The organism is Polyangium jinanense (genome assembly GCF_028435265.1).
Taxonomy (GTDB): domain Bacteria; phylum Myxococcota_A; class Polyangia; order Polyangiales; family Polyangiaceae; genus Polyangium; species Polyangium jinanense.
On sequence record NZ_JAGTJK010000008.1, the window covers coordinates 282,491 to 306,366 of the forward strand.

Here is a 23,876-nt window from a genome sequence, read left to right on the forward strand (position 1 = left end):
TGACGTTACGTCAAGCGGGCCCGTCCGTAGGATCCCTGCGCACCCCAAAGCCCGCCATCACCGCGCGCCCCTCGGCCTCGGCATCCCACGTGATGCCCGCGCCGACCTCGAGCGTCCCCGGCGGCAAGGAGAGCGCCGCAGCCACGATCGGGCCGAGATCCAGCGCCTCGACGAGGGGCCCGACTTCGCCCGCGAGTGGCGCCGAGAGTACCCGCGCGTCCGCCACGCGTGAGAGCCTCGCCCGCGCATCGCCGCCGAGCGCGACCTTCAGCGAGGCGAGATCTCGAGCCACCTCGTCGACCGGCGCGCTCGCGACCCAGGCCCACACGACGAGGCCGGGCATGTCCGCGATCGCCGCGGCCGCGCTGCGCTCGGAAGGCAGCGAGGGCCTTCCTGTGCCCGCGCTCGGGCTCGCCACGGCCGCCACGAGGAGGCCCGGGGGAGCGAGGCAAAACGAGGAGAGGCGGGCGAGGTTGCGTTGTGCGGTGGTCTTCGCCTCGGCCAGGCGCGCGAGCTCGTCCGGCGAGCCGTGGAGGAGCTCCACCTCCTGCGCCACGGAGAGGTGCGGCAAGCCCTGCGACGCGGCCGCGATGGCCTTCTCGGAGGCGCGCGCGTCGGACCGGGAGAACGTGCGATCGTCCCGTAGCACCTCGGCGACGCGGCCCGAGAGGCCGAGCGCGGCGAGCTGCGAGGCGGGGCCGAAGAAGCTCGCGTGCGCCCGCGGCTCGGGCGCGGCGGCGTTCGCGCGTGCCTCGATCCGCGCGCGATCCCAGCTCGTCAGCGCGGCGCCGAGGGGATTGCCGACCTCGCCGAACAGCGTCGCGGCCGCTTCGAGTTCTTCACGCGCGTTCGTATCGCCGAGGTCCATCCGAGCGCGGCCGATCGCGCGCGTGGCGTAGGCGATCCACAGGCGGAGCGGCGGGCGCGCGGCGGCAGCGATCTCGCGGGCGCGGGTCGCGAGGGCGAGGGCGTCGTCGGGGCGGCCACGCGCGCTCGCCACGTCCGCGAGGAAGTTCAGCGCGCGGGCCTGGCCGAAGACGTCGCCGACGCGCGAGCAGAGCCACTCTTGCCGCTGCAAGAAATGCCGCGCGCGTTCGAGGTTGCCGAGCGCGAGCGCGGCCGAGCCGAGCTGACCGAAGGAGATCGCCTCGCCAATGACGTCGCCGTGCTGGTGGTGCAGCTCGGCCGCGTGCTCGAGCAGCTCCCGCGCCGCGCCGTGCGCGCCCATGACCACGTAGAGCGTGCCGAGCGAGTTCAGGATCTTCGCGCGTTCGTCGAGGAACGGCTGCGATCGTTCGAGCGCCCAGAGCAGGCTCCGCTGCGTCGCGGCCGCGTCGCCGAGCAGCCGCTCCGCCGTGCCGCGGTAGTGCGTCGCGACGACCTCGACGAGCGCGTCGCCGTCCGCCTCCCGTGTGATCGCCTCGAGCGTCGCGATCGACTCGCGATACACCGGGCGCGGGCCCCGCCGCACGGCCGCGAGGAGCGCCTCGCACCGCGCGATCTTGCTCGCGCGTGTTTCGCCGAGATCCGCGAACGCCGCGGCCGCCGCGGACAGGCTCTCGCGGGCCACGTCGAGCGCGCCTTCGCGCTGTCCGAGAGCGCCTTTCGCGAAGTTTCGCGCGGCGGCGCGCAAGGGGTCGAGGCCTTGGGTTTCGAGGCGCGCCATCTCGGCGTGCGCCTCCTCCGCGGGCGCGCTCTTCAGGAGCCGCGCGATCGAAGAGACCTCGTTCAGGGGGTCCAAGGGACGGATCATGATGAGAGCGCGCCTCCGTGATCGATCTGCGCGGGGGGCATCGAGACACGCGGAAGGCCTGCTTCGCGTTCGAGCCGCCGGGCCGCGAGCGCGTGCAGCGCGGCCTTGATGTCCTGGATCGAGAGATCGGATCGGTCGCGCCGGAGCCGCGCGACGTGCGCCGCCACGTGGGGCGCGGCGAACGAGGTGCCCGTCCACCGCCGCTCACCGCCGCCGAGCGCGGGCGCGAGCACGTCGTTGCCCGGCGCGAGGATCTCCCAGTCGACCGTGATTTCGGTCCGCAAGAACTCCGGATCGTCGGACGACGCGCGCCCCACGCCGATCAGGGATTTGAAGCGGCCCGGATAGGTCCGGAACGCCGACGCGTTCGGCCCCGAGGCGACGAGCACGACGCCGGCCGTGTAGGCGATGTCCGCGATCTCGTAGAGCTCGACGATCGACTTGTAGTCGGTCGGCCGGAGCGGCGCGCCCTTGGGCACGTCGATGCCGAGGCTCAGGTTCACCACGTCGAAGCCCTCGCGCACGCAGAAGCGCACCGCCGCGAGCAGCCCGTCGCGCGAGCATCGGCCCTCGGGCGAGAGCACGCAGACGCTCGTGATCTCGGCGAACGGCGCGAGCCTGTGGATGATGCCCGCGCACGCTGTCCCGTGACCCGATCGATCGACCGGATCGTCGGGACAAACCGCGTACCCTTCGCCTTTTCGCTCGACGCGCAGCGAGCGGAGCTCTGCGTTCACGAGCCACGGGTGCGACGTGTCCACGCCCGAGTCCACGAGGGCGACACGCACGCGCCGGGGCTCTTCCGCCGCTTCGGGGTTCGTCTCCGTCATGGCGTCCCGTCGTAGGAAGCGACGCCGCCCATCGAGGCCGCGTAGGCGTCGATGCGCGCGAGCACTTCGGCGCAGAGCATGGCCTCGGCCGGCCCGCGATCGCAGAGCTTGCCCACGGCGAGCGCGAGCTCGAGCCGCTCCTTGTACGTCGGCCCGAGCCGGAGCGCGTGGATGTACTGCGCGAGCGACTCGCGCAGCGACGTGGGCGCGTCCGCGCCGAGCAGGTCCGGCAGCGCCCGCGCGAAGAGCGAGAAGATCATCTGCTCGGTGCGGAACGACTCCACCGTCAACGCGAGCACTTCGGCGAGGCGCTCGGCCATCTCGAGGTGGTGATCGCCGAGCGGCGCGTCCTCCGCGAGCAGCGCCGCGCCCCCGATCGTGGACTCGCCGATGCGGATCGGGACGAAGATGCCGGCCGTGGGCTTCGTCGCGAGGGCGGGGCGCAGCGCGGCGATCATCGGATCGTCGGGGCCGAGCTCCGCCGCGTGCGCGCCGCCGCCGCCGAGCAAGTAGGCGAAAGGCGTCCCGCTCGGCAGAAACTCCAGCGTGGTGCGGCGATAACCTTGCGTGTTGGCCACGACGGGGACGCTGAGCCGGCCGAGCGTCTCCACTTCGAGCGCGACGAGCGCCTCGGCGCAGGGGAGGGCGAGGCACGCGAAGCGCAGGTGTTCGCCGAGGCCGCGCATGCGCACCTCCGATTGACCCACGAGGGCGGCGGACTCCAGCGTGGCGAGCAGATCTCGCAGCCGGCTCGAGAAGCCGAGCAACGAGGCTCGGGCGACGTCGGCGGCGGGCGCGGGAAGCGTCATGGCCCGCATCCTACAAAAACTTGGCCACGATCGGAGGCTTTGGGTAACCGACGCCCATGATCCTGCCCAGCCGGCTCTCGGCGACGACGCTCGGGGATCTGCTCGGGAGGCTGTATCGCCAGCGGACGACGGGCACGCTCGAGCTCACCGATCTCTGGGCGCCTCCGGGCGCGGCGACGTCGCGACACAAGATCCACCTGGCCTCGGGCCTCGTCGCCGGCGTGGAAACGAGCTTGCCTGCGCCGCCGCTCGGTGAGCTTCTTCGGCGCGAAGGTTTCCTCGCCGATCCTGCGTTTCGCGCGCTCCTGCGTCGGCTCGGCGATGGTGATCCGCGGCCGAGCGGGGAGATCCTCGTCGCGGAGCGCCTCGCGGATCCGGCGACGGTCGAGGCCGCGCTGCGCGTGCAGCTCCGCATGAAGCTCGACGCGCTGTTCGAGCTAGAGGACGCGGCTGTCGCGTTCCATACGGCCAGGCCCACGAAGGCCGCAGCGCGCCGTGTTCACCCGCTCGAACCGTGTGATTTCCTGGTGGGCCGCCCGCGTCTTCGTGATCTCGTCCCCGCGTCCGAGGTTCGCTACCGCCGCGCGCCGGCGCGCGCGCAGAGGTTTTACCCCGGCGCGCCGAAGGCCGACGAAGGGCGACGCACCGAGCCGCCGCGCGGGTCGTCCTCGCGGTTTGGACATCCGATCCCCGAGGCGAAGCGGCGCGCGCTGCAGAAGCTCGGCCTCCCCGAGACGGCCGGCCAGGACGACGTGAGGCGCGCCTTCCGCAAGCTCGCGATCGAGCTCCATCCCGATCGCCACGTCACCGCCCCCGCGGCGACGCGGGATCGCAACGCCGCCCGGTTCGCCGAAGTCAGCGCGGCGTATCACGTGCTCGTCGCCTAGAACATCGATCGGTTTGACAACCGCTCGATGTTCTAGGCTTCTTTCGTCCCGAGGGGGACGCCTCGCGTCCCCCTCTCGTCCGGGCAAAGCCCGGCCGATTCACCCCCCGAGGCGAAAACCGCGTCGCGATCTCGCAGAGCGCCGAACTGTTCGGCGCTCTAGCTCAAAGCGGCGCTTCAGCGCCCGTATTCGTCCGCGTCGACGGATCTGTTCGCCCGCCCCACGCGATCACCGAGCTCTTCGTGTACACGAGTGTCGCCCCATACCGCGGCGAGAGGCTCGCCTGCGCCGTGATCGGGTACCACGTGCCGCCGCTCCTGCTCGGCACGTATTGCCCCCCGTCGCCCTCGATCCTGTCCGGCATGCACGGTGTTTCCTGACAACCTCCCCACACGACGAGGTGATTGCTGGCCCATACGCTCGCGTGGTCGGCGCGCGCGCCCGGGGCGCCGTTGATCGTCATCGGCGTCCATTCGATCGACTCCGCGTCGAGCTGGCCGCCCGTGTTCAAGTTGACGCCGCCATTCCATCCGCCCCACACGAGGAACGACGGACCCGTGGCGACCACGGTCATGCGCTCGCGACCCTCCGGCGCGCCGCTCGTGCTCGTCGATTGGATCCACACGCCCTGCGGCGTCCCCGTGGGATCGAACATCATGCCGTCGTTCCGCCAATCGAACGCGTCGGTCCCGCCCCAGACCAGCATCTGCTTCCCGTTCCACGCGGCCCCATGGTAGCGGCGCGCCGGCGGGCTCCCCGCGCCGTTCGTGCTCGTCCACGTGTCGGTCGCCGGATCGTAGATCCCGCCCGAATTGAGCACGTTCGCCCCGCTCGCGCCGCCCCACACGATCATCTTCGAACCGGTCCACACCGCGGTGTGCGCGAAGCGCGGCGGCGGTTGTCCCATCGTGCTCATCGGCGCCCACGTGTCCGTCTCCGGATCGTAGATCCCGCCCGCCGCTTCGAGATCCGTCGCGCCGAAGCCGCCCCACACGATCATCTTCGAGCCCGTCCACAATGCGGTGTGCGAGAACCGCGCGGCCGGCGCGCCCGTCGTGCTCGTGCTCGTCCACGTGCGCGTGGCCGGATCGTAGCTGCCGCCCGTATTCGTCGCGGCCGGGTTTCCCCCGAGATCGCCGCCCCACACGATCATCCTCGAGCCCGTCCACACGGCCGAATGCGCGTACCGTGGCGCAGGCGCGCCGTCCGTGGGCAGGGCGCTCCAGACGATCTCCTTCGGCGGCCCGCCTTGGATCGGCGGCGGCTCGTTCGAGTCCGGATCGCTGCAGGCGAGGCAGGCGAGAGGCAGGAGCGCGAGGAGAAAGGTACGCGAGAGCATGGTTCCGAGCGTATCCCAACGCGGTGTGGGAAAGGCGCTTTCTTGGCCGTGTCGAGGGGGCTCGGTAGGCTCCGCGCGAGGAGGCCACTGATGGAGATGTTGCTAGCCAACGAGCGGCGCGCCCCGCGCCATGCCGTGACTGTCGAGTGTCAGGTCGTGCGCGAGGACGACTTCACCCTGCTCGGCGCTCGGGGCGTCGACCTGTCCACCTGCGGAATGCTCCTCGTCTCGGACGGGCCCGCCGCCGTGGGCGACGACGTCCTGATCACGCTCCGCATCCCCGGGCGCGAGCAATGGATCGATGCGCGCGGCAAGGTCGCGCGGATCGCCGGCGAGCTCGAGGGCCGCCACGGCGTCGGCATTTCGTTCGAGCTCCCACGGGATGGATCGCGCCACGCCCTCGAACAGGCGCTCTGCGCGTATCCCACGGTCACATCGTCGCGCGAGCCGCGCGTCGATTACGCCGGGACGGTCGACATGATCAGCTTGCTTTAGGCCTGCTGCCGCGCCGCGACATCCCGAACGCGATCGCGACCGCACGTTCGAGCGTGCTGCACGGCCGGAGCACCGAGACCTCCTCGGCATGTGCGACGAGCTGCCGCGCTACGAGGGGGCCGATGCCCGTGAGCATCGTCTCGGCGCCGAGCAGCCGCACCGCGCGCGCGGCCCGCACGAGGCCTTCGGCCACGTCTGCATCCACCACGGGCACGCCCGTGATGTCGAGGATCACCACGCGCGCCCCGTGCGCCGTGGTCCCCTCGAGCAGCGATCCGAGCAGCCGTTCGGCGCGGGCCGAATCCACCCGCCCCACGAGCGGCATCACGAGGACGCCGGGCGCCACGGGCAGGATCGGCGTCTCGAGCTCCTCGATGAGCTTCTGCTGCGCCTCGATGAGCTTCTCGCGCAGGAGCAGCCGCTCCTCCTCCGCGCGCCGCTCCTCGGTCCGATCCCGCATGATCGTACCGAACGACGCGGGCGTCCCGTCCTCGTTCGTCATGACGAACAGCACGCCATGCGTGGAGAGCTGCGACCGATCGCCGCGCAGGAGCACGAGCTCCCCGCGGTACTGGCCCTCGGACCGGAGCGTCGTGTCGATGGTCCGCGCCTCCTCGGCCGTCGCGAGCAGGCGCGCCACGTTGGTCCCGACGAGCGGGCCTCGACCGATCATGTCCTCGAACGCCGCGTTCGCGTACGTGAGTTTGCCGTCGAGGCCGACGATCGAGATCCCGTCGGGTGCGCGGTCGGCGAGCGCCTTCCACAGCCGCAGCTCGTTCACTTGCGCGCTCACCTCGCGCGCCAGACGATCCCGCTCGACTTCCGCCTGCACGCGCTTCGTGATGTCCCGGATCGCGACGACCACCTCGCCCGTGCTCGCTCGCGAGTACAGGGCCTCGAAATGCATGGAGCCGTCGGGCGTGTCGACGGAATAGCCGTCCATCCTCGGCTCGCCGTCCTCGGCCACGTCGCGAATGACATCGGCTTGCCTTCGCGCCCAGTCGGTGTCGAACACGTCGACGAGCCGCCGGCCGAGGAACTGCGCCGGCGCGACGAGCAACGGCACGTCGCGCGCGGGCTTGCAGTCGAGGAACCGCGCGTCGCGGCTCATCACGAAGAGCAGATCGGGCACCGCGTCGAGCAGGGCGCGGTTGCGCGCCTCGACCGCGCGCACCGACGTCACCGTGGTGCTGAGCTCCTCCTCCGCGTCCTTCAGCGCCCCGTACGACGCGACGATCTCGCCCTGCTCGTTCCGCACGACGCCCGTGTACAGGCGCGCCCACATCCAGGTCCCGTCCTTGCGGCGGTAGCGCTTCTCGAACTCCACGAACGACCGCGCGCCGCGCGTGAGCGCGGCGACGAGCGGCCGTTCGACCGGCAGATCATCCGGATGTGAAATTTCGTCGGAAGAACGGCCCCGCAGATCGTCGAGGGTGTAGCCGAGCAGCGCGACGAAGGCCTCGTTCATGTCCACGAAGCGCCCGAGGCCGTCGGTCAGGACCATGGCAGTGGGGACGCCGTGGAAGAGCTCGCGGTAGCCCGATGCGAGATGCCTCTCCCGGTCACGCGCTGTGCGGGCCTCTGCGAGCTCTGCTCGGAGCGCGCTCACCTCGGCGCGCAGCGCCTCCACCTCGTCCCGATGCTCCATCACCCCTTCGTGTCCTTGATGAGCCAGCGCGCGGATTGCGCCTGTTTGGGGGCGCATCCTCGCACGATGCACGCGCGTCCGTCGACGGCGTTGAAGGCGCCGCGACGGCGTTGCGAGCGCGTGTTTCTGCTACATCGGACGGTTGGGAAGGAGGATGGGTGAGTCAAGAGGTCGTCTTCGGTACGCACCGCCTCGTGTTCGAGGATCCGGATCTCGTGTTCATCGACCTACACGGCGACATCGGGGACGAGATCAGCCCGATGATTCGAGACGTCGTGACGTGGACGCTTTCGAAGCCTTACGTCCTCGTGCTCGTCCCGCTGGGGCGCTCGGGCCATCTGTCGACCGCGGGGTGGAAACTCGTGCGTGCCCCCGATCCGCGCATGCCGCCGCGCGCCATCGCCACGTACGGTGGAGGCTTCGCGACGCGCATCGCGCTCGACATGGCCATGCGAGCCACCGTGCTGCTCGGCAACCACAAGCGGCTCCTCTTCCACGGCAAGGACGAGGTCGAGGCGCGCGCATGGCTCGCCGGCGCACGCGAAAAACTCGCCAGGATCGCGGAGGGGCGCGTGTCTTCCTACTAGCTCGTCACTTCGACGAACGATCGAGCGCATCGGGCGGGAAGCCGAGCAGGCGTTCGAAGAGCCGCGGATAACTCGGCGCGCGTTCCTTCAACGAGCGCGTGAGCAGCGGCCCGTCCTCAGCCTCGACCGCGCGCTCCACCGCCGGGATCCGATAGCCGCTGCCCGTCGCGATCGCGCGCAGCGCTTCGAGCGCTTCGGCGCGCACCTCCGTGCGTTTGTCCGTCGCGAGGATCCGCAACGCGAGCTCCGCCGTGAGCGGCACGTCTCCGAGCGACGTCGCCGCCGGCAGCGCCGTCCGGCAGAGCTCGCCGGCGAGGGGATCTCCGAGCGTCGCGAGCAGCCGCGACACGCGCGCCGCGATCGTCAGATCGAACAGCGTCGCGGGCCCGGCCGCGAGGCGCGACTCCACGCGCCGCACGCACTCCTCGGCGATCGCGTGCGCCCGCACCGGATCGCCGAACGCGGCGAGCGCCTCGGCGTGGCGGATCTCGAAGATCGGCCGCCGGATCGGGTGCGCCTCCGCGGCCCAGAGCGCGGCCACGAGCAGCGCCTCCTCACCACGACCGAGCCTGCAGAGCGAGACCAGGTAGGCCTCACGCCGCATCGCTTCGAGCACCGGATCGTGCGGCGACGGCGCCTGACCCCGCGCGATCTCCAGCGCGGCCTCGTGACGCCCCGATCCGAGCAGCGTCCGCTCCGTCTCGATCGCCACCATCGACGCGAGCGCGCCCTCGGCGCCGCCTTCCCCCGGCCCGATGCGGGCCCAGGTCGCGGCCGAGATCGAAAGCGCCCCGAATGCGAGCCCCTGACCGCGCAGGAGCCCCGCGAGCCGTTCCAGCACGCAGAGCGCCTCGTCGGTCCGGCCGAGCCGCGCGTCGAGCCGCGACAGCTCCACGAGCGGACCGAAGCCGAGGAGCAAGATGGCCTCGTCGCCCGACGTCTCCGCGTGCTCCGCCACGCAATCGAGCCCCGCGTGACAGACGAGCCGCGCCTCGTTCGGGCGGTCCAGGTAACTCGCGATGAGGGCCGCGTCCTGATGCGCGCGGGCGAGCGCCGCGGCGCGCTCCGTCGGGTCCTCGGGCGCTTCGTCGAGCCTTCGCAGCGCCTCGGCCGACCAGCTTGCGAGCTCCCGCCGCACGTGGCGGTCGTAGGGCGCGAGCGGCTCGTCCGTGAGGAACCGCCCGTCCACGCGCCGCCGCGACGCGGGGCCGCTCGAAGGTTGCTGCAATGCATTTCGTCGCACGGGCACCTCTTCAAGCAAGTACACGGAAACCCTCCTCGCCCCAGGCCGTCGCGAGCTCCAGAAGCTCGCTGTCCTCGAGCTCGGCGAGCGCGGCGAGCTCCTCGTCGCTCAGCGCGTCGATATCCTCTTCCAGGGCCATCGCGGCGACCTCCTCGATATCGCGATCGTCGAGATCGCCCATTTCGGTGTCGCATTGCGTGAGCAGATCGTCGATGTCGCTCGGCGTGAGCCCGAGGCCCTCGTTTTCGAGGTCGTCCTCGGCCGCGGCGAATCCCGTCTCGAAGATCCCCATCCCGCGCCCGGAGATGCGGAAGATCGGCGTCCGCTCGGGCTTGTCACCCTGGGCCGCCGAGAGCGCGTTTTGCAGAGACGGTCCGCCCGGCTCGCATACGATCACGGCCACGCGCCGCACGCCCGGACGCGCGCGGAGCGCCTGGATCGCTGCCGTCACCGCCTCGTCGCCGACCTCGTCGTCTTCTTCGAAGCAATACATCTCGGGGCCCGTGCCGCGCGTGAAGAGCGCCGCGTAGATCCACGCCGCCGTACGCACCGAGGAGCGATGCGAGCAGAGGAGCACGGCCGTTCCCTCGTCGATCCGCACGTAAGTATTCAAGAAGACGTCGATTCCTTGCATGGCCAGGTCCGAGGAATGGTTCGAGTCGTTCGTCGTTCGCTCGAAATGGGGGCGCGCCCACGTTCGGCCGCACTCCGCACAAAAGACGGCCCACGCCGCGCTTCTCGCGCGATCGGCCTCCCCGAGCGCCGGCTCATGTCCCGCGAGCCGTGAGCCCATGCATACGCAATCTCCGGGTTCGCCGCAATGGAATCGATCCCGCGATCGGACATTCTCCGTCCGCGAACCGAATTCCTGGAAAAAAGCCGGAAGCCCTTGTTTCAAAGGAGATCCGGCGCGTTCGTGATTGTCGAGGAGAATGTCCGGCGATGGGACTGACAATGTCCATGTCCCCTTGCCGCGGCCCACGGCGCAGTGCGTCGTCGTATTCACGGGACATCGGACATTACTCGTCCGATCCGAGGCAACGACGCTCGCCCGGTCGCGTTGGATGCGCCGGCGGATGGACGCCGCGCCTCGATCGTGGGAATTCCCCGGGCCCCCTCGTTCGTCCATCGGTCCCCCCATGCGCTGGGCACTCCTCCCGACCGTCGTCCTTCCGCTCCTCGGCCTCGCCTGTGACCGCGGCCCGCTCCCCGTGCCCGCGCTCGCCAGCACGGCAGCGCCCACCGCCTCCGCCCCCGCGCCGGCCGCCCCGAACGTCGAGGACGAGGCCATTGCCTGCCGGCGCCGCGTCGCGGACATCCTCGCCTCGCCCGCATCCCCCGGGGCGCCCGCCTTCGACGCCGCCCGGATCGAGATCCTTGGCCGCGCCCGCGGCGAGCCTGTCGTCTTCGTCCGTGAGCCCGCGCCGGTGCCCGAGGAGAACCTCGACGCGCGCCTCGTCCCCTCGGCCCGCCTGTTCGCCAAGGAGCGCCCGGGCGGCCGCGTCGGCGGGCTACGGAAGCGGCACCGCGGCGATCCCCGCGCCCTCCGCGCCCTCGTCCTCCGCGAGGGCTACGCTTATACGTCCGACCCCGCGGACGCCCTCGCCCTCGTCACACAAATCACGCTGCCGGACCTCTTCGACGAGCCCCGCATCCATCTCCTGCGCGGCCACGAGATCCGCGCCCTCGATCGCGTCGAGGTCCGCCGCGAAATCCGCTATCAAGACGCCGCGGGCAAACCCGCCGATCTGCTTTTCGGCGATCGGGTCGCCGTGACGGAGGCCGAGCTCGAACGTCCGCTCCACCGCGACCTCGCCGCGCTCGCCGACGAAATCGGCTTCGAGCGCGCGCGCCTCCGCCACACGACCGAATCCGCGATCGTCGCCGATCTCCGCTTCGGCGAGACCTGGGCCGCGGCGCTCCTCCGCGGAGATGGCGCGCGCCTCTCGCTCGAATGCATCGCCGAGGAGCGCCCCATCCGCGACGCCGTCCGCGCCTTCCAGGACAAGACCGCGCAAAAACGCCGCGCGATGCAGGCGATCCGCGAGGCCGTGAGCCGCGCCGTCGACGAGGCGCTCCCGTTCGATCGCCCCGAGGCCGAGCCCGACCATTTTCGCGACGGCATCCTCAGGCCACAATGGATGACGGCCTATCTCCAAGGCCGCGACAGTTTCTCTTTCGAGGACAAACGCTACGCGGTCTTCGACGCCACCGGCCGCCCGCGCCCGCCCGAGGTCTGCGTCGATTTCGTCCTCGATACCTACGAGCGCGCTGCGGGCACCTGGTACCGCGCCCGCGGCGACAAACCCGGCCGCGCCGTGGGCCGTCTCGATTTCGACGAATCCGGCATCAAGAACCGGCGCGGCGTCATCTCGTTCGGCGAGTTCGCCGAGGCGAAGCCCGAGCTCTTCGAGGTCCGCCGCTTCCGCGGCGAGGAGCGTATCCCCTTCGGCGAGCGCTCGCGGTTCTTCGCGGAGCTACGCGATTTCGCGGACGAGGTTCGTCCGGGCGACATCGTCTCCATCCAGGGCGAGAAGCGCGACAAGCACATCCACCAGCACGCGATCTTCGTCGAGCGCGCCGACCCCGTGACGGGGTTTCCATTTGGTCTCGCCGATCAGATGAAGCGCCCGCGCCGCCGCACCTGGGAGGGCATCATGGCCGAGGCGCCGAAACGCAGCCTGTTTTACCGCGCCCGGCCACGCGACGAGGTGAAGATCGATCCCGGCGCGCCGTGAGATGCGCGGGGCGTTGCCCCGCACCCCAGCAGGGGGCTGTCCGCCCCCTGCACCCCGGACCAGGGCAAGCCCTGGACGCGGGGCGACAGCGCGCGATGCGCGCTGTCGACAGGAACAACGTCGCCACCCGGCAGGGCAGCGCTGCCGTCTCGGCTGGCAACATGGTTCGTGGTCTTGTCACGGGCCCGTCGGAGAAAACGCGCATCGCGCGGTTTCTCCGCCTTCGGTCCAGGCCGTGCCTGGTCCGGGTGCAGGGGCGGACAGCCCCTGCTCGGGTCCGGGGTGAAACCCCGGCGCTGCGCCGTCAGGGCTGCACGATGTCCCATTTCGCCCGGCGCGCGCTCTGGGCGAGAGCGTCCGCGTTCGCCACGATCGCGCGCTCCTTGCGCTCGCGCCCGTCGAGGAAATACACGAAATCGAGCTGGCGATCCTCGCGGGACTGCTCCGCCGCGAACAGGCGCACGATCTCCGTCGGCGGCACCGCGCGGCGGCCGGCGATGCTGACGAACGGGATCCGGAGCCCCGGCGCGCCGTCGTTCTTCGGCTCGTACGCCTTGAGGACGAGCTCCGAGCAGACGAGCTCGTCATCCGTCCCGAAATCGAAGTTGAAATCGTAGGGCCGGCCCACGAAACCGAGCGCGCGATCGATCGCCGCCGCGATCTCCACGAGCGAGAGCCGCGGCCGGAGTGCCCCCACGTAATCGGCGCCGCACGAGTGCTCGAGCGACGCGGCCACGACGCCTTCGCTCACGGCCTCGATCACCGTGTGCGGGTGCTCGGAAGCGTCCTTCTCGCTGAGCTCTTTCCAGCCCCGGGCACGCTCGCGCGCGAGGTGCTCGCTGAACACGCCGAAGCGCGCCCGCGTCTCGGGATCCGCGTCGAACGTCTTCTGGATGTCCTCCGGCGTGCCCACGTAGAGCGCCGCATGCGGCCAGAACCCGGGCAAACCCACGTTCGAGAGGTACCAGTTGCGCCGCTCGACGATGATGTCGCCGGGCCGGAGCGCGCGCCCGAGCTCCGTGATCTGCGCATCCGAGATGAGCCGTCGATCCTCGGCCACGACGCGCGTGTCGCCGAACCACTCGGCCACGTTTTTCTGCACGGGGAACCAGCGCTCGAAGGCCTCGCCGCGCAGCACCTCGGCCTTGTTCCGCGCCACGTTCGCCGTCGCCTCGACGCCGAGCCGCGCCTTCGCCCGCGCCGTGCGCGCCCGCGTGAGGCCCGCGAGCTTCGCGCCGCCCTCGTCGTCGAGGTGCCGCTCGATCCACGTCGAGAACCAAGCCTCGCCTGCCGGCACGATCGCGAGGTCACGTGAGCGCGCGAGGTGCTTGCGCAGCGCGCCGAACGTGCCCGGGGGCAAACCGAGGTCCTCGCGCGCCTCGTCGAAGAGCTTCGGCGCGACGTCGCGCCCGCCCACGAGCTCGATCAGCCGATGCCCGGCCTCGACCTCCGCGCAGAGCGCCGCGAACGCGAGCGCATACGCGCGGGCGTGCAGGCGCGGGTGCGCCTTGTAGTCGATGCTCCAGAAGCCCTGGTAGCGGTGCTTCAGCGCGTCGAGCGCGAGCAGCGGCTCGAGTGCGTCGGACCAGACGTCGCGGATCGCGCCGCGATCCTCCGCCCGAAGAGCGTCGATGCGCTCGGCTCCGAGCAGCGTCTTCTTGGCCTCGGCGTTGCGGAGCGCGGCGTCGAGCCGGCCGATCACGCGGTCGAGCTCCGCGAGGTCGTTCGCCTCGGCGCGATCGAGGACCGGCGGCGCGAGCCGCGCGAGCACGCCCGCCGCGCCGGGGAAATCCGGCGTGAAGGGATACCCGGCCTCCTCGTGATCGCGTCGCCAGAGCGCGAACGCCACGGCGACCACGACGAACAGCGCGGCGAGACGCAGCGCGCGGCGGCGGCTCACGAGGCCCGTTCGAGCGCGCCGAGCACGAAGTCCGCGAACGCCTTCGGGTCCTCGGTGTGCGGCGAGTGCCCGATGCCCTCGGGCTCCAGGAAGACCGTGTGCGGAGGCAGGTTTTTCTTGAAAAACCCGAGGCAACACGGCGGGATCACGCGGTCCGACTTGCCCCAGATCACGTGGATCGGCATGGCGAGCGAGGCGAGCTCGCCCGGGGCGAAGAAGTGTTGCGGTTCGAGCCCGTCGAGGATCGAACGCACGGATGGGTTCTTGAAGATACGCACGATGTCCGGCGCGACGAGCGGCCCGTACCACGGCACGGCGTGGTTCAAGCGCCCGAGGAAGTCGCGGGCGTCGCGCACGCTCTCGATGACGAAGCCGCGCAGGAAACGCTCGCGCTCCTCGGGATCCTCGACCGGCGCGCCGCCTGGTGAGGTGAGCGCGAGGCCCGCGACGCGCTCGGGCCTTCGTTGCGCGTACCTGAGCGCCATCGCGCCGCCGAGCGAGTTGCCCACGACGAGCGCCTTCGCGTCGAGCTCGTGATCGAGCACGTAGGCCAGGGATTCGAACAGACGCTCGGGCCCCAGCGTCATCCACGGCGGGCTCGACAGGCCGTGGCCCGGCGCGTCGACGGCGAGCACGCGACGGCTCTTTTTCCGGAGCCTGGCGAGGGTCGGCGCGAACACCGCGGAGGACGCGGCGATCCCATGCAGGAACACGACCGGCGGGGCCGCTCCCTCGCCACGCGCGTCGTAGACGTGCACGCGTCCGACGGGCGTTTCGACGAAGCGGCTCTCGACGCCGCGGCGCACGAGCATCGCACGCGTCACGTGGTCGAGGACGGACAGAAGTACCATGGTCACTTTTTACCACGCAGGGTTCGGGCGCGACGATGTCTTGCCTGGTACCCCGGCGATCTGCGAAGCTCTGCCGCCCCCATGGCCTCGGGCGAGCCCTCCTGCCGGCGTTGCGGCGCCGTGATCGGCGAGAAGGCGCGGTTTTGCGCCGATTGCGGCGCCCCCGTTGTGGCCGCGGCCGATCCCACGGTTCTCTTCGCGAAGGTGCCGAGCGCGCTCGCGCCGACGACGCCGGTCGAACGCGAACCCACGCCCGCGTCCGGGCCCACGCCGAGCCGCCTTCCGCCCATGCGCATCCCCGCGGGCACCGTGCTCTCGGGCGTGTACGCCGTGCAGAGCGTGCTCGGCGAGGGCGGCATGGGCGTCGTCTACCGCGCGCACGACAGCGCGCTCGGCCGCACGGTCGCCATCAAGTGCCTGCACTCGAACCTCGCGGGCGACGCCGAGATCCGGCGCCGCTTCATCCGCGAGGCCCGCGTCCTGCGCACGTTCTCACACCCGCACGTCGTCTCCGTCTTCGACCTCATCGAGCACGAGCACCTGCTCGGCATCGTGATGGAGCACGTCGAGGGGCAGACGCTCGCGCATCACCTCGTGAAATGGCGCGGCCGCATGCCGTTCGTCGAGATCCGCGAGATCTTCGCGGCCGTGCTCGACGCGATGGACGCGGCGCACCGGCAGGGCATCGTGCATCGCGACCTCAAGCCCGACAACGTGCTCGTCATGCGCGGGCCTTCGGGCGAGCTCGTCCCCAAGGTCGTCGATTTCGGCATCGCGCGGATCCTCGAAGGCACGACGTACACCGTGAGCGGCGCGCTGCTCGGCACCTGCCGGTACATGTCGCCCGAGCAGGTGAGGGGCGACAAGACGGCCGATCATCGCTCGGACGTCTACTCGCTTGGCGTCTCGCTCTACGAGCTCGCGGCGGGCCGGCCGCCTTTCCCCGAGGACAACCATTTCGCGCTGATGATGGCGCACGTCCAGGCCGAGCCCCCGCCGCCCTTGCAACACCGCGCCGAGATCCCGGCCCCGCTCGAGGAGCTCATCCTCTCCGCGCTCGCGAAAAACCCCTCGCAGCGGCCGCAGACGTGCGCGGAGTTCCGCGAGCGCCTCCTCGCCGCCATCGACGAGCCCGCGCCGGGGCCCGTCGTCCTGCGCCCGAGCAGCACGTCCATTCCGCCGCTCGCGACGGTCCTGCGCGACACCGACGGCGCCGAGTCCGTGCTCGTGCCGGCGGGGTCGTTTCTCATGGGCCCGGATCGGCGCGAGGTTTTCCTCGATGCGTATTACATCGATCGCGCGCCGGTCACGAACCGGCAATTCGCGCTCTTCGTGCAGGTCACCGGATACAAGCCGGCTGACGAGAGCGGCGGTCGTTTCCTCGCGCACTGGGCGCGTGGCGCCGTGCCGCGGGGGCTCGAGGATCATCCGGTGGTGAACGTCTCGTGGGACGACGCGTGCGCGTTTGCCTCGTGGGCCGGCAAGCGTTTGCCCACGGAGGCCGAATGGGAAAAAGCCGCGCGTGGGACGGACGGCCGGCGATATCCCTGGGGCAAGGCCGAGCCGACGCCCACGCGGGCCCATTACGGTGGAAAACATCGTGGCACGGCGCCCGTCGGCTCGTATCCCGAGGGCCAGTCGCCGTACGGCGTCCTCGACATGGCCGGTAACGTCTGGGAGTGGTGCGAGGACGTCGACGATCCGGCGTTTTACATGGACGGCCCCTCGCGCAACCCGAAGAACACTGCGAAGCCGCGGCATCCGCTCTACGTCATGCGCGGCGGGTCCTGGCTCTTCGGCGCGCAATCGCTGAAGACCTATTCGCGCACCCGGTTCGAGCCGCATTATCGCTTCGCGGGCGGCGGCTTTCGTTGCGTGCGATCGGCGCGCTGAGCGGCGAGCCGGATCTCTTCGGGCGGCCCCCTGCCGCGCGGCCCGGGCGTGCGCTACGCTCCGCGACCGAGGGCACGGCATCCCATGGGAATTCCGCGGTTCGTGATCTTTTTCGTGGTCGTCTCGCTCGTCCTTTTCGCTGCGAGCTTCTACCTCGGCCGTCGGGTCAAGCAGTCGTTCGAGCTCTCCGTGCGGGCCGAGCGAACCGGCCTCTTCGTGGTGCTCGGGGCCATGGTGTCGATGATCCTCGCGCGTGCCCTCGGCGTGCGCCTGCTCGGCGAGGTCGCGTTCACGCTCCTGCTCGCCTTGCTCATCAGCACGGGCCTGCTCTTGCTCGTCGATCTCGCGAAGCTCGGGGCCCTGCCTTTCACGTGGCTCGCGTCGCGCGTGAAGCCCGAGCCCGCCCCCGCGCCCGCGCCCGAGCCTGTGCTCGCCCTCGCGACCGAGCCTGCGGCGCCCGCGCCCGCGCCTGCGCCTGCCGCGGAGCCCGCGAAAACCGAGCCTGCGCCCGAGAAGGGGCCGGCGCTGCCCACGCGCCGCGTCTTCCTCGGCCAGGCGGTGACGGGATCGGCGCTGCTCGTGGGCTCGGGCAGTTCATTTTATGGCGCGGTCTTCGGCCGGCACGATTACGTGATCGAGGATGTGCCCGTCCGGATCCCGGGGCTCTCGAAACGCCTCGACGGGTATACGCTGGTCCAGCTCTCGGACATTCATTTCGGCACGTTCGTCGGCGACGCCGAGATGCGCGCGGCCGAGGAGCTCGTGCGCAAGGCGCGGCCCGATCGGATCGTGCTCACGGGGGATCTGCTCGACAACGACGCGAAATACGCGGAGATGCTCGGGCGCTTCGTGCGAAACATCGCGCCGCTCGCGCGGGACGGCGTCGTGGCCATTCCGGGCAATCACGACTGGTATGCGGGGATCGACGAGGTCGTTTCGGCCTTGAAGGCGGCCGGGGCGCGTGTGCTGCGCAATGACGGCTTCGTCGTCGGCGATGACAAGGACGGGTTCGCGCTGCTCGGCGTGGAGGACGTGTGGGCGCGGCGCCTCTCGCCGGGGAATGGGCCGAACCTCGAAGCCGCGCTCGCGCACGTCCCGAAGGATCTGCCGCGCGTCTTGCTTTGCCACAACCCCGTGTTTTTCCCGGACGCCGCGGGCCAGGTGGCCTTGCAGCTTTCCGGGCACACGCACGGCGGGCAGGTCAATCTCGGGGCCTTGCAGCCGGGCAAGCTCGTGTTGCCTTATGGCTACGTGGCGGGGCTTTACGAGCGGAATGGGTCGCGGCTGTGGGTGAATCGCGGATTCGGCACGGCGGGGCCGCCGGCGCGGGTCGGCGCGCCGCCGGAGGTGACGCGCGTCGTGCTCGTGTCGGCCTGATTCAAGAAGGCAGGACGAGGACCTTCAAGACGCCCGGCTCGGCGGCGCGCTGGAACGCACGCGCGGCGTCCGCGAGCGGATACCGCGCCGAAATGAGCGGCCGCGGATCGACGACGCCCCGGGCGAGCACGTCGATGGCGCGCTGAAAATCGCCGCAACGCGAGCCGATGATCTTGTTCTCGTTGATCACGGCCGGCGCGAGATCGACGTTCGCGACGCCTGCATACGTGCTCTTCAGGATGATCGTGCCGCGCGGCTTCACGATGGCGAGCGCGCGGGCGAGCCCGGCGGGTTTTCCGGTCGCCTCCACGACGAGGTCGAATCCCGCCTCGGAAAACTCCGATTCGAGCGCGACGTCGAGTCCGGCCGCTTCGAGGAGCGCGAGTTTGTCCCGGTGCCGGCCGACGGCGACGGCGCGGCCGAGATCCCCGCGCCGCGCGGCGAGCGCGAGCCCCGTGAGCAGGCCGAGCTTGCCGTCGCCGAGCAGGCAAACTCGATCACCCGGCCGGGGCGCGGCCTCGTCGAAGGCATGCAGCGCGGCGGCGAGCGGCTCGATGAAGGCGGCGCTCTCGTCGGGGATCGTGTCCGGCAAAATGTGCAGGTTTTCCTCGGGAATCCGCACGAATTCGGCGATCCCGCCGTCTCGGCCGAGGATCCCGAGCACGGTGCGCGTGGGGCAATGGTTACGCCCGCCCGCGCGGCAGGTCGCGCATTTCCCGCAGGCGCAATTGATCTCCATGGCCACGCGCTTGCCCGCGTGCATGCCGATGACCTCGTGCCCGAGCACGCCACGGAAATCCATGTACCCGCGGGCGAGCTCCTGATCGGTATTGCAGATCCCGGCCGACCGGACCTTGACCACCACCTCGCCCGGCGTGGGCTCGGGATCGGGGACGTCGGCGAGAGCGACGCCGTTTTCTGTGCACTGGAGCGCCTTCATGTGTCCTCTCTCTCAAAAGAGGGCGGCGCGTGCAAGCGCGGCGGAGCGGCGAGGCTCAGGCGGCGTTCTTTTTCTCGAGGTAGGACGCTTCGACCACGCGGGTCCCGACGTCGCCCGGGAAGGCCACCTTGACGCGTTTCTCGTCCACCGCGAGCACCTCCCCCTCGCCGAATTTCTCGTGGCGCACGGGCTCGCCCACGGCAAAGGCCGGCGGCTCCGGCGGCGCGGCGAGCGAAGGCACGACGACCGGCGGGGGCTCCTCGGCTCTCGCCGCGAAGGCGGCCGCGGCGAGGCGCTCGGCCGTGTGATCGCGGCAATTGTCGCAATGTCCGCAGGTCTCGCCTTCCTCCTCGCCGAAGTAACGGCGGAGGTAGCGCGTGCGGCATTCGGTGGTCTCGGCATAACGGATGATCGCGTCGAGCCGCGCCCGATCCTCATGCCTGCGTCGTTCGCGGATCTCACCGAGGACGCTCGCGGAGCCGGCCCTTCGCAGCGCGGCCGTGGCGCGGAAGCAGCCTTTTCGGCGGAGGACGAGGCCCTCTGCGTCGAGCGACGCGAGCAGCACCTTGGCGTGGCGCTCGGGTACGCCGGCCATCTCGGCGATCGCGCGCGCTTCGAGGTCGCGGCCCGGCGCGGCGAGCAGGACCGCGAGCACCTTGTCCGCTTCCTCCGGGCGCGGGTGCTTGCCGCCGAGGAAATAGGCCTGCACGCGGCGATCCTCGATTCGATAGAGCAATGCAGCGCGAGCCGCGTTCGTGTCGCGCCCGGCGCGGCCGGCCTCCTGGTAATAACTCTCGACCGAATCCGGGAACTCCCAGTGCACGACGAAGCGGATATCGCTCTTGTCGATGCCCATCCCGAACGCCTTCGTCGCGACCATCACGCGGAACTCGTTCGCCATGAACCGCGCCTGGGCCGCCTCCCGCGCCGATTTCGTGAGCCGCCCGTGATAAAGGCCGGCCGCGATCCCGCGGGCGATGAGCGCCTCGTGAAGCTCCTCGGCTTTCTTCACGGTCGACACGTAGACGATCCCGAGCCCGGAAACCTCGTCGGCGATCACGAGGAGGCGCTTCATCTTGGCCTCCTCGTTCACCGTGCGAAATACCTCGAAAAAGAGGTTCTCCCGCTCGATGGAGTTCGTCACGACGCGCGCGGCCTCGATTCCGAGGGCCGCGTGGATGTCGTCGAGCACGGCGGGCGTGGCGGTGGCCGTGAGCGCGAGGACGGGCGGATCGCCGAGCTCTTTTCGCGCGGCGCGGAGGAACGAATACGCCGGCCGGAAGTCGTGCCCCCATTGCGAGATGCAATGGGCCTCGTCCACGACGAGCAGCGAGACCCCGCCGCGTCGCAGATCTTCGAGGACGTCCGCTCGCTCGAGGCGCTCCGGGGTCACATAGACGAGGGAAGGGCGGCCTTCGCGGACATCTTCGGTCGCGCGGCGCTCCTCGTCCGCGGTGAGGGTCGAGTCGAGCCGAGTCGCGTCGATCTCGGCGTCCTCGAGTTTGTCCTCCTGGTCGCGGATGAGCGCGATCAGCGGGGAGACGACCACGACGGGGTTCGGCAGGACGAGGGCCGGCAGCTCGTAACAGAGGGACTTGCCCGCGCCGGTGGGCAGGATGCCGATTGCGTCGTGGCCCGAGAGCACGGCCTCGATGAGCTCGCGTTGGCCGGGCCGGAAGCGCTCGACGCCGAATTTTTGTCGTGCCTCGGCGAGCAGCCGGGCCCAGGGGATTCGACCTTTGGCCATCGCCCACGACGAAATGCAAGCCTGGGGCCGATTCCGGCCGCGGACGGCCATCCGGGACCGAAAAGCACAAAACGAAAACGGCACCCGAAGGTGCCGTTTTCGCTTTTCTGTACTTCCTGGCGATCCCAGCGGGAATTGAACCCGCGTTACCGACGTGAGAGGCCGGCGTCCTAACCGCTAGACGATGGGACCAGTTTTCAAATCCGTCGGCGACACTTCTTAGCCGACTTCGGGCTGGGGGACAAGGATTCGAACCTTGATAGACGGTGCCAGAAACCGTCGTCCTGCCATTAGACGATCCCCCAAGGACTGGGCGTTCCCAAAACCCTGCGGGCCAAGGGACCGGTGGAGCACCGGAGCAGTCGCTCCGTCGTCCACGGGCCGCGCAACTTAGCCGAACCGTCGGTCCTGTCAAGCGCTTCTTGTCGTATGTTCGGAACAGCTCGGAATCGCTTGGGAATTCTGTCTGCCTTGGACGGGCTCGTCCTCTCGACGTCCGGTCTGGATCGCCGAACGAGGCCTTCGAGGCGTTTCCCGGACGTACGCAGGCCTCCGGAAAAACGACCAGCCGAACCAGGGCGGGCTTGACGGTGCAACGCGGGGATCTATTTTCCGGGCCGGTTTTAGCCACCGGCATAGCCGAGTGCCAGCGGCGTTGGTGCTCGATGCCCTCCGTGGCCAACAGCCACGGCCGGGGGGTGTCGGCCCGCCGGTGCCAGCAAATAGACGACAGAGGAAGCCATCATGAAGATCAGGCCGCTGCACGACCGCATCGTGGTCAAGCGTCTCGAGAGCGAGACCAAGACGAAGGGTGGGATCATCATCCCGGATTCGGCCAAGGAGAAGCCCATCGAGGGGCGCGTGGTGGCCGTGGGCAACGGCAAGCTTCTCCGCGACGGCAAGCTCCGGCCGCTCGACATCAAGGTCGGCGACGTCGTCCTCTTCGGCAAGTACGCCGGCAACGAGGTGAAGATCGACGGCGAGGACTTCGTGCTCCTGCGCGAGGACGACCTGCTCGCGATCACCGGCAGCGAAGGAGCCGCGAGCTAGTCGCTCGCCCATCCTCCTCCACGAAAAACCGAGCACGCGGCGACATCCGCCGCGAGGGAAGAAGATCCATGTCCGCGAAGCAGATCGTTTTCAGCCGTGGCGCGCGCGCCGCGATCCTCCGGGGCGTCAACACGCTCGCCGAGGCGGTGAAGGTGACGCTCGGGCCGAAGGGCCGGAACGTCGTCATCGAGAAGAGCTGGGGTTCGCCCGTCGTCACGAAGGACGGCGTGACCGTCGCCAAGGAAGTCGAGCTCCACTCGAAGCTCGAGAACATGGGCGCCCAGATGGTCCGCGAGGTCGCCTCGAAGACGAGCGACAAGGCCGGTGACGGCACGACGACCGCGACCGTCCTCGCCCAGGCCATCTACAACGAGGGCCTGCGCATGGTCGAGGCCGGCCACAACCCGATGGACCTGAAGCGCGGCATCGACGCCTCCGTCGCCGCGATCCTCGACGCGCTGAAGAAGCAGGCCGTCCCGACCAAGGACAAGGGCCAGATCGCGCAGGTCGCCACCATCAGCGCGAACGGCGACAAGGAGATCGGCAACATCCTCGCCGAGGCCATGGAGAAGGTCGGCAAGGAGGGCGTGATCACGGTCGAAGAGAACAAGCGCATGACGACCGAGCTCGACGCGGTCGAGGGCATGCAGTTCGACCGCGGCTACCTCTCGCCGTACTTCGTGACCGACGCCGAGAAAATGAAGACGGTTCTCACGAACCCGCTCATCCTCGTGAACGAGAAGAAGATCTCGGCGATGGCCGATCTCCTTCCCGTGCTCGAGCAGGTCGTCAAGCACGGCCGCGAGGTCCTCATCATCGCCGAGGACATCGAGGGCGAAGCGCTCGCGACGCTCGTCGTGAACAAGCTGCGCGGCACGCTCAAGGTCGCGGCCGTGAAGGCGCCCGGCTTCGGCGATCGCCGCAAGGAGATGCTGAAGGACATCGCGATCCTGACGGGCGCGACGGCCTTTATGGAGGACCTCGGCCAGAAGCTCGACACCGCCACGCTGCGTGACCTCGGCACGGCCCGCCGCGTCGAGATCGACAAGGACAACACCGTCATCGTCGACGGCGCCGGCGACAAGGCCGCGATCAAGGCCCGCATCGAGTCGATCCGCAAGCAGATCGCCGAGACGTCGAGCGACTACGATCGCGAGAAGCTCCAGGAGCGCCTCGCGAAGCTCGCCGGCGGCGTGGCCGTCGTGCGCGTCGGCGCGGCGACCGAGGTCGAGATGAAGGAGAAGAAGGCCCGCGTCGAGGACGCGCTGCACGCGACGCGCGCGGCCGTCGAAGAGGGCATCGTGGTCGGCGGCGGCGTGGCGCTGCTCCGCGCCTCGTCCGTGCTCGACACGCTCAAGTTCGGCGACGAGCGCGACGTCGGCGTGCGCATCCTGCGCAAGGCCGCCGAGGCGCCGATCCGGCAGATCGCCACGAACGCCGGCATCGACGGGAGCGTGGTCGTGGAGAAGGTCCGCTCGAGCCAGGGCTCGTTCGGCTACAACGCCGCGACGGACACCTACGAGGACCTCTTCGCCGCCGGCGTCATCGACCCGGCGAAGGTCGTGCACCACGCGCTCGCCAACGCCTCCAGCGTGGCGTCCCTGATGCTCACCACCGAGGCGCTCGTCGCCGAGAAGCCCAAGAAGGAAGCGGCGGCCGCGGCCGGCGGCGGCGGCATGGGCGGCATGGGCGGCATGGGCGGAATGGGCGGCATGGGCGGCATGGGCGGTATGGGCGACTTCGACATGGGCTGATCGCCCCGAAAAGCCTCACGCCATGACGAAGGCCT

19 protein-coding genes and 2 tRNA genes are annotated in these 23,876 nt (G+C 70.2%); 8 read left to right on the forward strand and 13 right to left on the reverse strand.

Features of this window, described 5'->3' with window-relative positions:
• Nucleotides 1–10: 10 nt before the first annotated feature.
• From KEG38_RS18935 to KEG38_RS18945, 3 genes are read right to left on the reverse strand one after another with little or no spacing between them, the layout of a single operon-like run.
• Complete coding sequence (locus KEG38_RS18935; RefSeq protein ID WP_272421111.1) at nucleotides 11–1,753, reverse strand: tetratricopeptide repeat protein; 1,743 nt, start codon at nucleotides 1,751–1,753, stop codon at nucleotides 11–13.
• Entirely contained in the window at nucleotides 1,750–2,583 is an 834-nt protein-coding gene (locus tag KEG38_RS18940; RefSeq protein WP_272421112.1) for a S8 family serine peptidase, read from the reverse strand. Before KEG38_RS18940 ends, KEG38_RS18935 begins: the two co-directional genes overlap by 4 nt.
• Nucleotides 2,580–3,392, reverse strand: coding sequence for a hypothetical protein (locus KEG38_RS18945; protein ID WP_272421113.1), 813 nt, complete (start codon nucleotides 3,390–3,392; stop codon nucleotides 2,580–2,582). The genes KEG38_RS18940 and KEG38_RS18945 overlap by 4 nt, the downstream gene beginning before the upstream one ends.
• A gap of 56 nt (nucleotides 3,393–3,448) precedes the next feature.
• Here KEG38_RS18945 and KEG38_RS18950 point away from each other — a divergent pair, with 56 nt between their 5' ends.
• Nucleotides 3,449–4,279, forward strand: a complete 831-nt coding sequence (locus KEG38_RS18950) for a J domain-containing protein (protein WP_272421114.1) — start codon at nucleotides 3,449–3,451, stop codon at nucleotides 4,277–4,279.
• A gap of 163 nt (nucleotides 4,280–4,442) precedes the next feature.
• On the opposite strand, the gene KEG38_RS18955 is transcribed toward KEG38_RS18950, so the two are convergent.
• Nucleotides 4,443–5,618: a Kelch repeat-containing protein gene (locus KEG38_RS18955; RefSeq protein ID WP_272421115.1), complete on the reverse strand. Its 1,176-nt coding sequence runs from the start codon at nucleotides 5,616–5,618 to the stop codon at nucleotides 4,443–4,445.
• 90 nt (nucleotides 5,619–5,708) lie between these two features.
• On the opposite strand from KEG38_RS18955, the gene KEG38_RS18960 reads away from it, so the two are divergent.
• Entirely contained in the window at nucleotides 5,709–6,113 is a 405-nt protein-coding gene (locus tag KEG38_RS18960) for a PilZ domain-containing protein (protein WP_272421116.1), read from the forward strand.
• Here KEG38_RS18960 and KEG38_RS18965 read toward each other — a convergent pair.
• Complete coding sequence (locus tag KEG38_RS18965; RefSeq protein ID WP_272421117.1) at nucleotides 6,100–7,761, reverse strand: PAS domain S-box protein; 1,662 nt, start codon at nucleotides 7,759–7,761, stop codon at nucleotides 6,100–6,102. The genes KEG38_RS18960 and KEG38_RS18965 overlap by 14 nt on opposite strands.
• 158 nt (nucleotides 7,762–7,919) lie before the next feature.
• On the opposite strand from KEG38_RS18965, the gene KEG38_RS18970 reads away from it, so the two are divergent.
• A complete protein-coding gene (locus KEG38_RS18970; RefSeq protein ID WP_272421118.1) occupies nucleotides 7,920–8,348 on the forward strand; it encodes a hypothetical protein in 429 nt (142 codons plus the stop codon).
• A 4-nt stretch (nucleotides 8,349–8,352) separates the two neighbouring features.
• Here the strand turns inward: KEG38_RS18970 and KEG38_RS18975 are convergent, their stop codons facing one another.
• Nucleotides 8,353–9,615: a hypothetical protein gene (locus KEG38_RS18975; RefSeq protein ID WP_272421119.1), complete on the reverse strand. Its 1,263-nt coding sequence runs from the start codon at nucleotides 9,613–9,615 to the stop codon at nucleotides 8,353–8,355.
• Nucleotides 9,602–10,225, reverse strand: a complete 624-nt coding sequence (locus KEG38_RS18980; protein WP_272421120.1) for a hypothetical protein — start codon at nucleotides 10,223–10,225, stop codon at nucleotides 9,602–9,604. The genes KEG38_RS18975 and KEG38_RS18980 overlap by 14 nt, the downstream gene beginning before the upstream one ends.
• Nucleotides 10,226–10,730: 505 nt before the next feature.
• On the opposite strand from KEG38_RS18980, the gene KEG38_RS18985 reads away from it, so the two are divergent.
• Nucleotides 10,731–12,329, forward strand: coding sequence for a hypothetical protein (locus tag KEG38_RS18985; RefSeq protein WP_272421121.1), 1,599 nt, complete (start codon nucleotides 10,731–10,733; stop codon nucleotides 12,327–12,329).
• 304 nt (nucleotides 12,330–12,633) lie between these two features.
• Here the strand turns inward: KEG38_RS18985 and KEG38_RS18990 are convergent, their stop codons facing one another.
• Nucleotides 12,634–14,229 (reverse strand): YiiX/YebB-like N1pC/P60 family cysteine hydrolase, encoded by a 1,596-nt coding sequence (locus KEG38_RS18990; protein WP_272421122.1) that lies wholly within the window; start codon nucleotides 14,227–14,229, stop codon nucleotides 12,634–12,636.
• A complete protein-coding gene (locus KEG38_RS18995; RefSeq protein WP_272421123.1) occupies nucleotides 14,226–15,080 on the reverse strand; it encodes an alpha/beta fold hydrolase in 855 nt (284 codons plus the stop codon). The genes KEG38_RS18990 and KEG38_RS18995 overlap by 4 nt, the downstream gene beginning before the upstream one ends.
• 81 nt (nucleotides 15,081–15,161) lie before the next feature.
• Here KEG38_RS18995 and KEG38_RS19000 point away from each other — a divergent pair, with 81 nt between their 5' ends.
• Together KEG38_RS19000 and KEG38_RS19005 are read left to right on the forward strand one after the other, a co-directional pair.
• Nucleotides 15,162–16,973, forward strand: coding sequence for a bifunctional serine/threonine-protein kinase/formylglycine-generating enzyme family protein (locus tag KEG38_RS19000; protein WP_272421124.1), 1,812 nt, complete (start codon nucleotides 15,162–15,164; stop codon nucleotides 16,971–16,973).
• 84 nt (nucleotides 16,974–17,057) lie between these two features.
• Nucleotides 17,058–18,350 (forward strand): metallophosphoesterase, encoded by a 1,293-nt coding sequence (locus KEG38_RS19005; RefSeq protein WP_272421125.1) that lies wholly within the window; start codon nucleotides 17,058–17,060, stop codon nucleotides 18,348–18,350.
• Between the two features lies 1 nt (nucleotide 18,351).
• Here the strand turns inward: KEG38_RS19005 and KEG38_RS19010 are convergent, their stop codons facing one another.
• From KEG38_RS19010 to KEG38_RS19025, 4 genes are all read right to left on the reverse strand, one after another.
• On the reverse strand, nucleotides 18,352–19,290 hold the full coding sequence (locus tag KEG38_RS19010; RefSeq protein ID WP_272421126.1) for an alcohol dehydrogenase catalytic domain-containing protein: 939 nt from the start codon (nucleotides 19,288–19,290) through the stop codon (nucleotides 18,352–18,354).
• A gap of 55 nt (nucleotides 19,291–19,345) precedes the next feature.
• Nucleotides 19,346–21,037 (reverse strand): RecQ family ATP-dependent DNA helicase, encoded by a 1,692-nt coding sequence (locus tag KEG38_RS19015; protein ID WP_272421127.1) that lies wholly within the window; start codon nucleotides 21,035–21,037, stop codon nucleotides 19,346–19,348.
• Nucleotides 21,038–21,154: 117 nt separating this feature from the next.
• A tRNA-Glu gene (locus tag KEG38_RS19020) sits at nucleotides 21,155–21,229 on the reverse strand.
• A gap of 42 nt (nucleotides 21,230–21,271) precedes the next feature.
• Nucleotides 21,272–21,342, reverse strand: a tRNA-Gln gene (locus KEG38_RS19025).
• A 439-nt stretch (nucleotides 21,343–21,781) separates the two neighbouring features.
• On the opposite strand from KEG38_RS19025, the gene groES reads away from it, so the two are divergent.
• Both groES and groL read left to right on the forward strand, forming a co-directional pair.
• Nucleotides 21,782–22,087, forward strand: a complete 306-nt coding sequence (groES, locus tag KEG38_RS19030) for a co-chaperone GroES (RefSeq protein ID WP_272421128.1) — start codon at nucleotides 21,782–21,784, stop codon at nucleotides 22,085–22,087.
• 68 nt (nucleotides 22,088–22,155) lie between these two features.
• Nucleotides 22,156–23,841 carry a chaperonin GroEL gene (groL, locus tag KEG38_RS19035; RefSeq protein WP_272421129.1) on the forward strand — a complete coding sequence of 562 codons (1,686 nt, stop codon included), beginning with the start codon at nucleotides 22,156–22,158 and terminating at the stop codon, nucleotides 23,839–23,841.
• The last annotated feature ends 35 nt before the right edge of the window (nucleotides 23,842–23,876 follow it).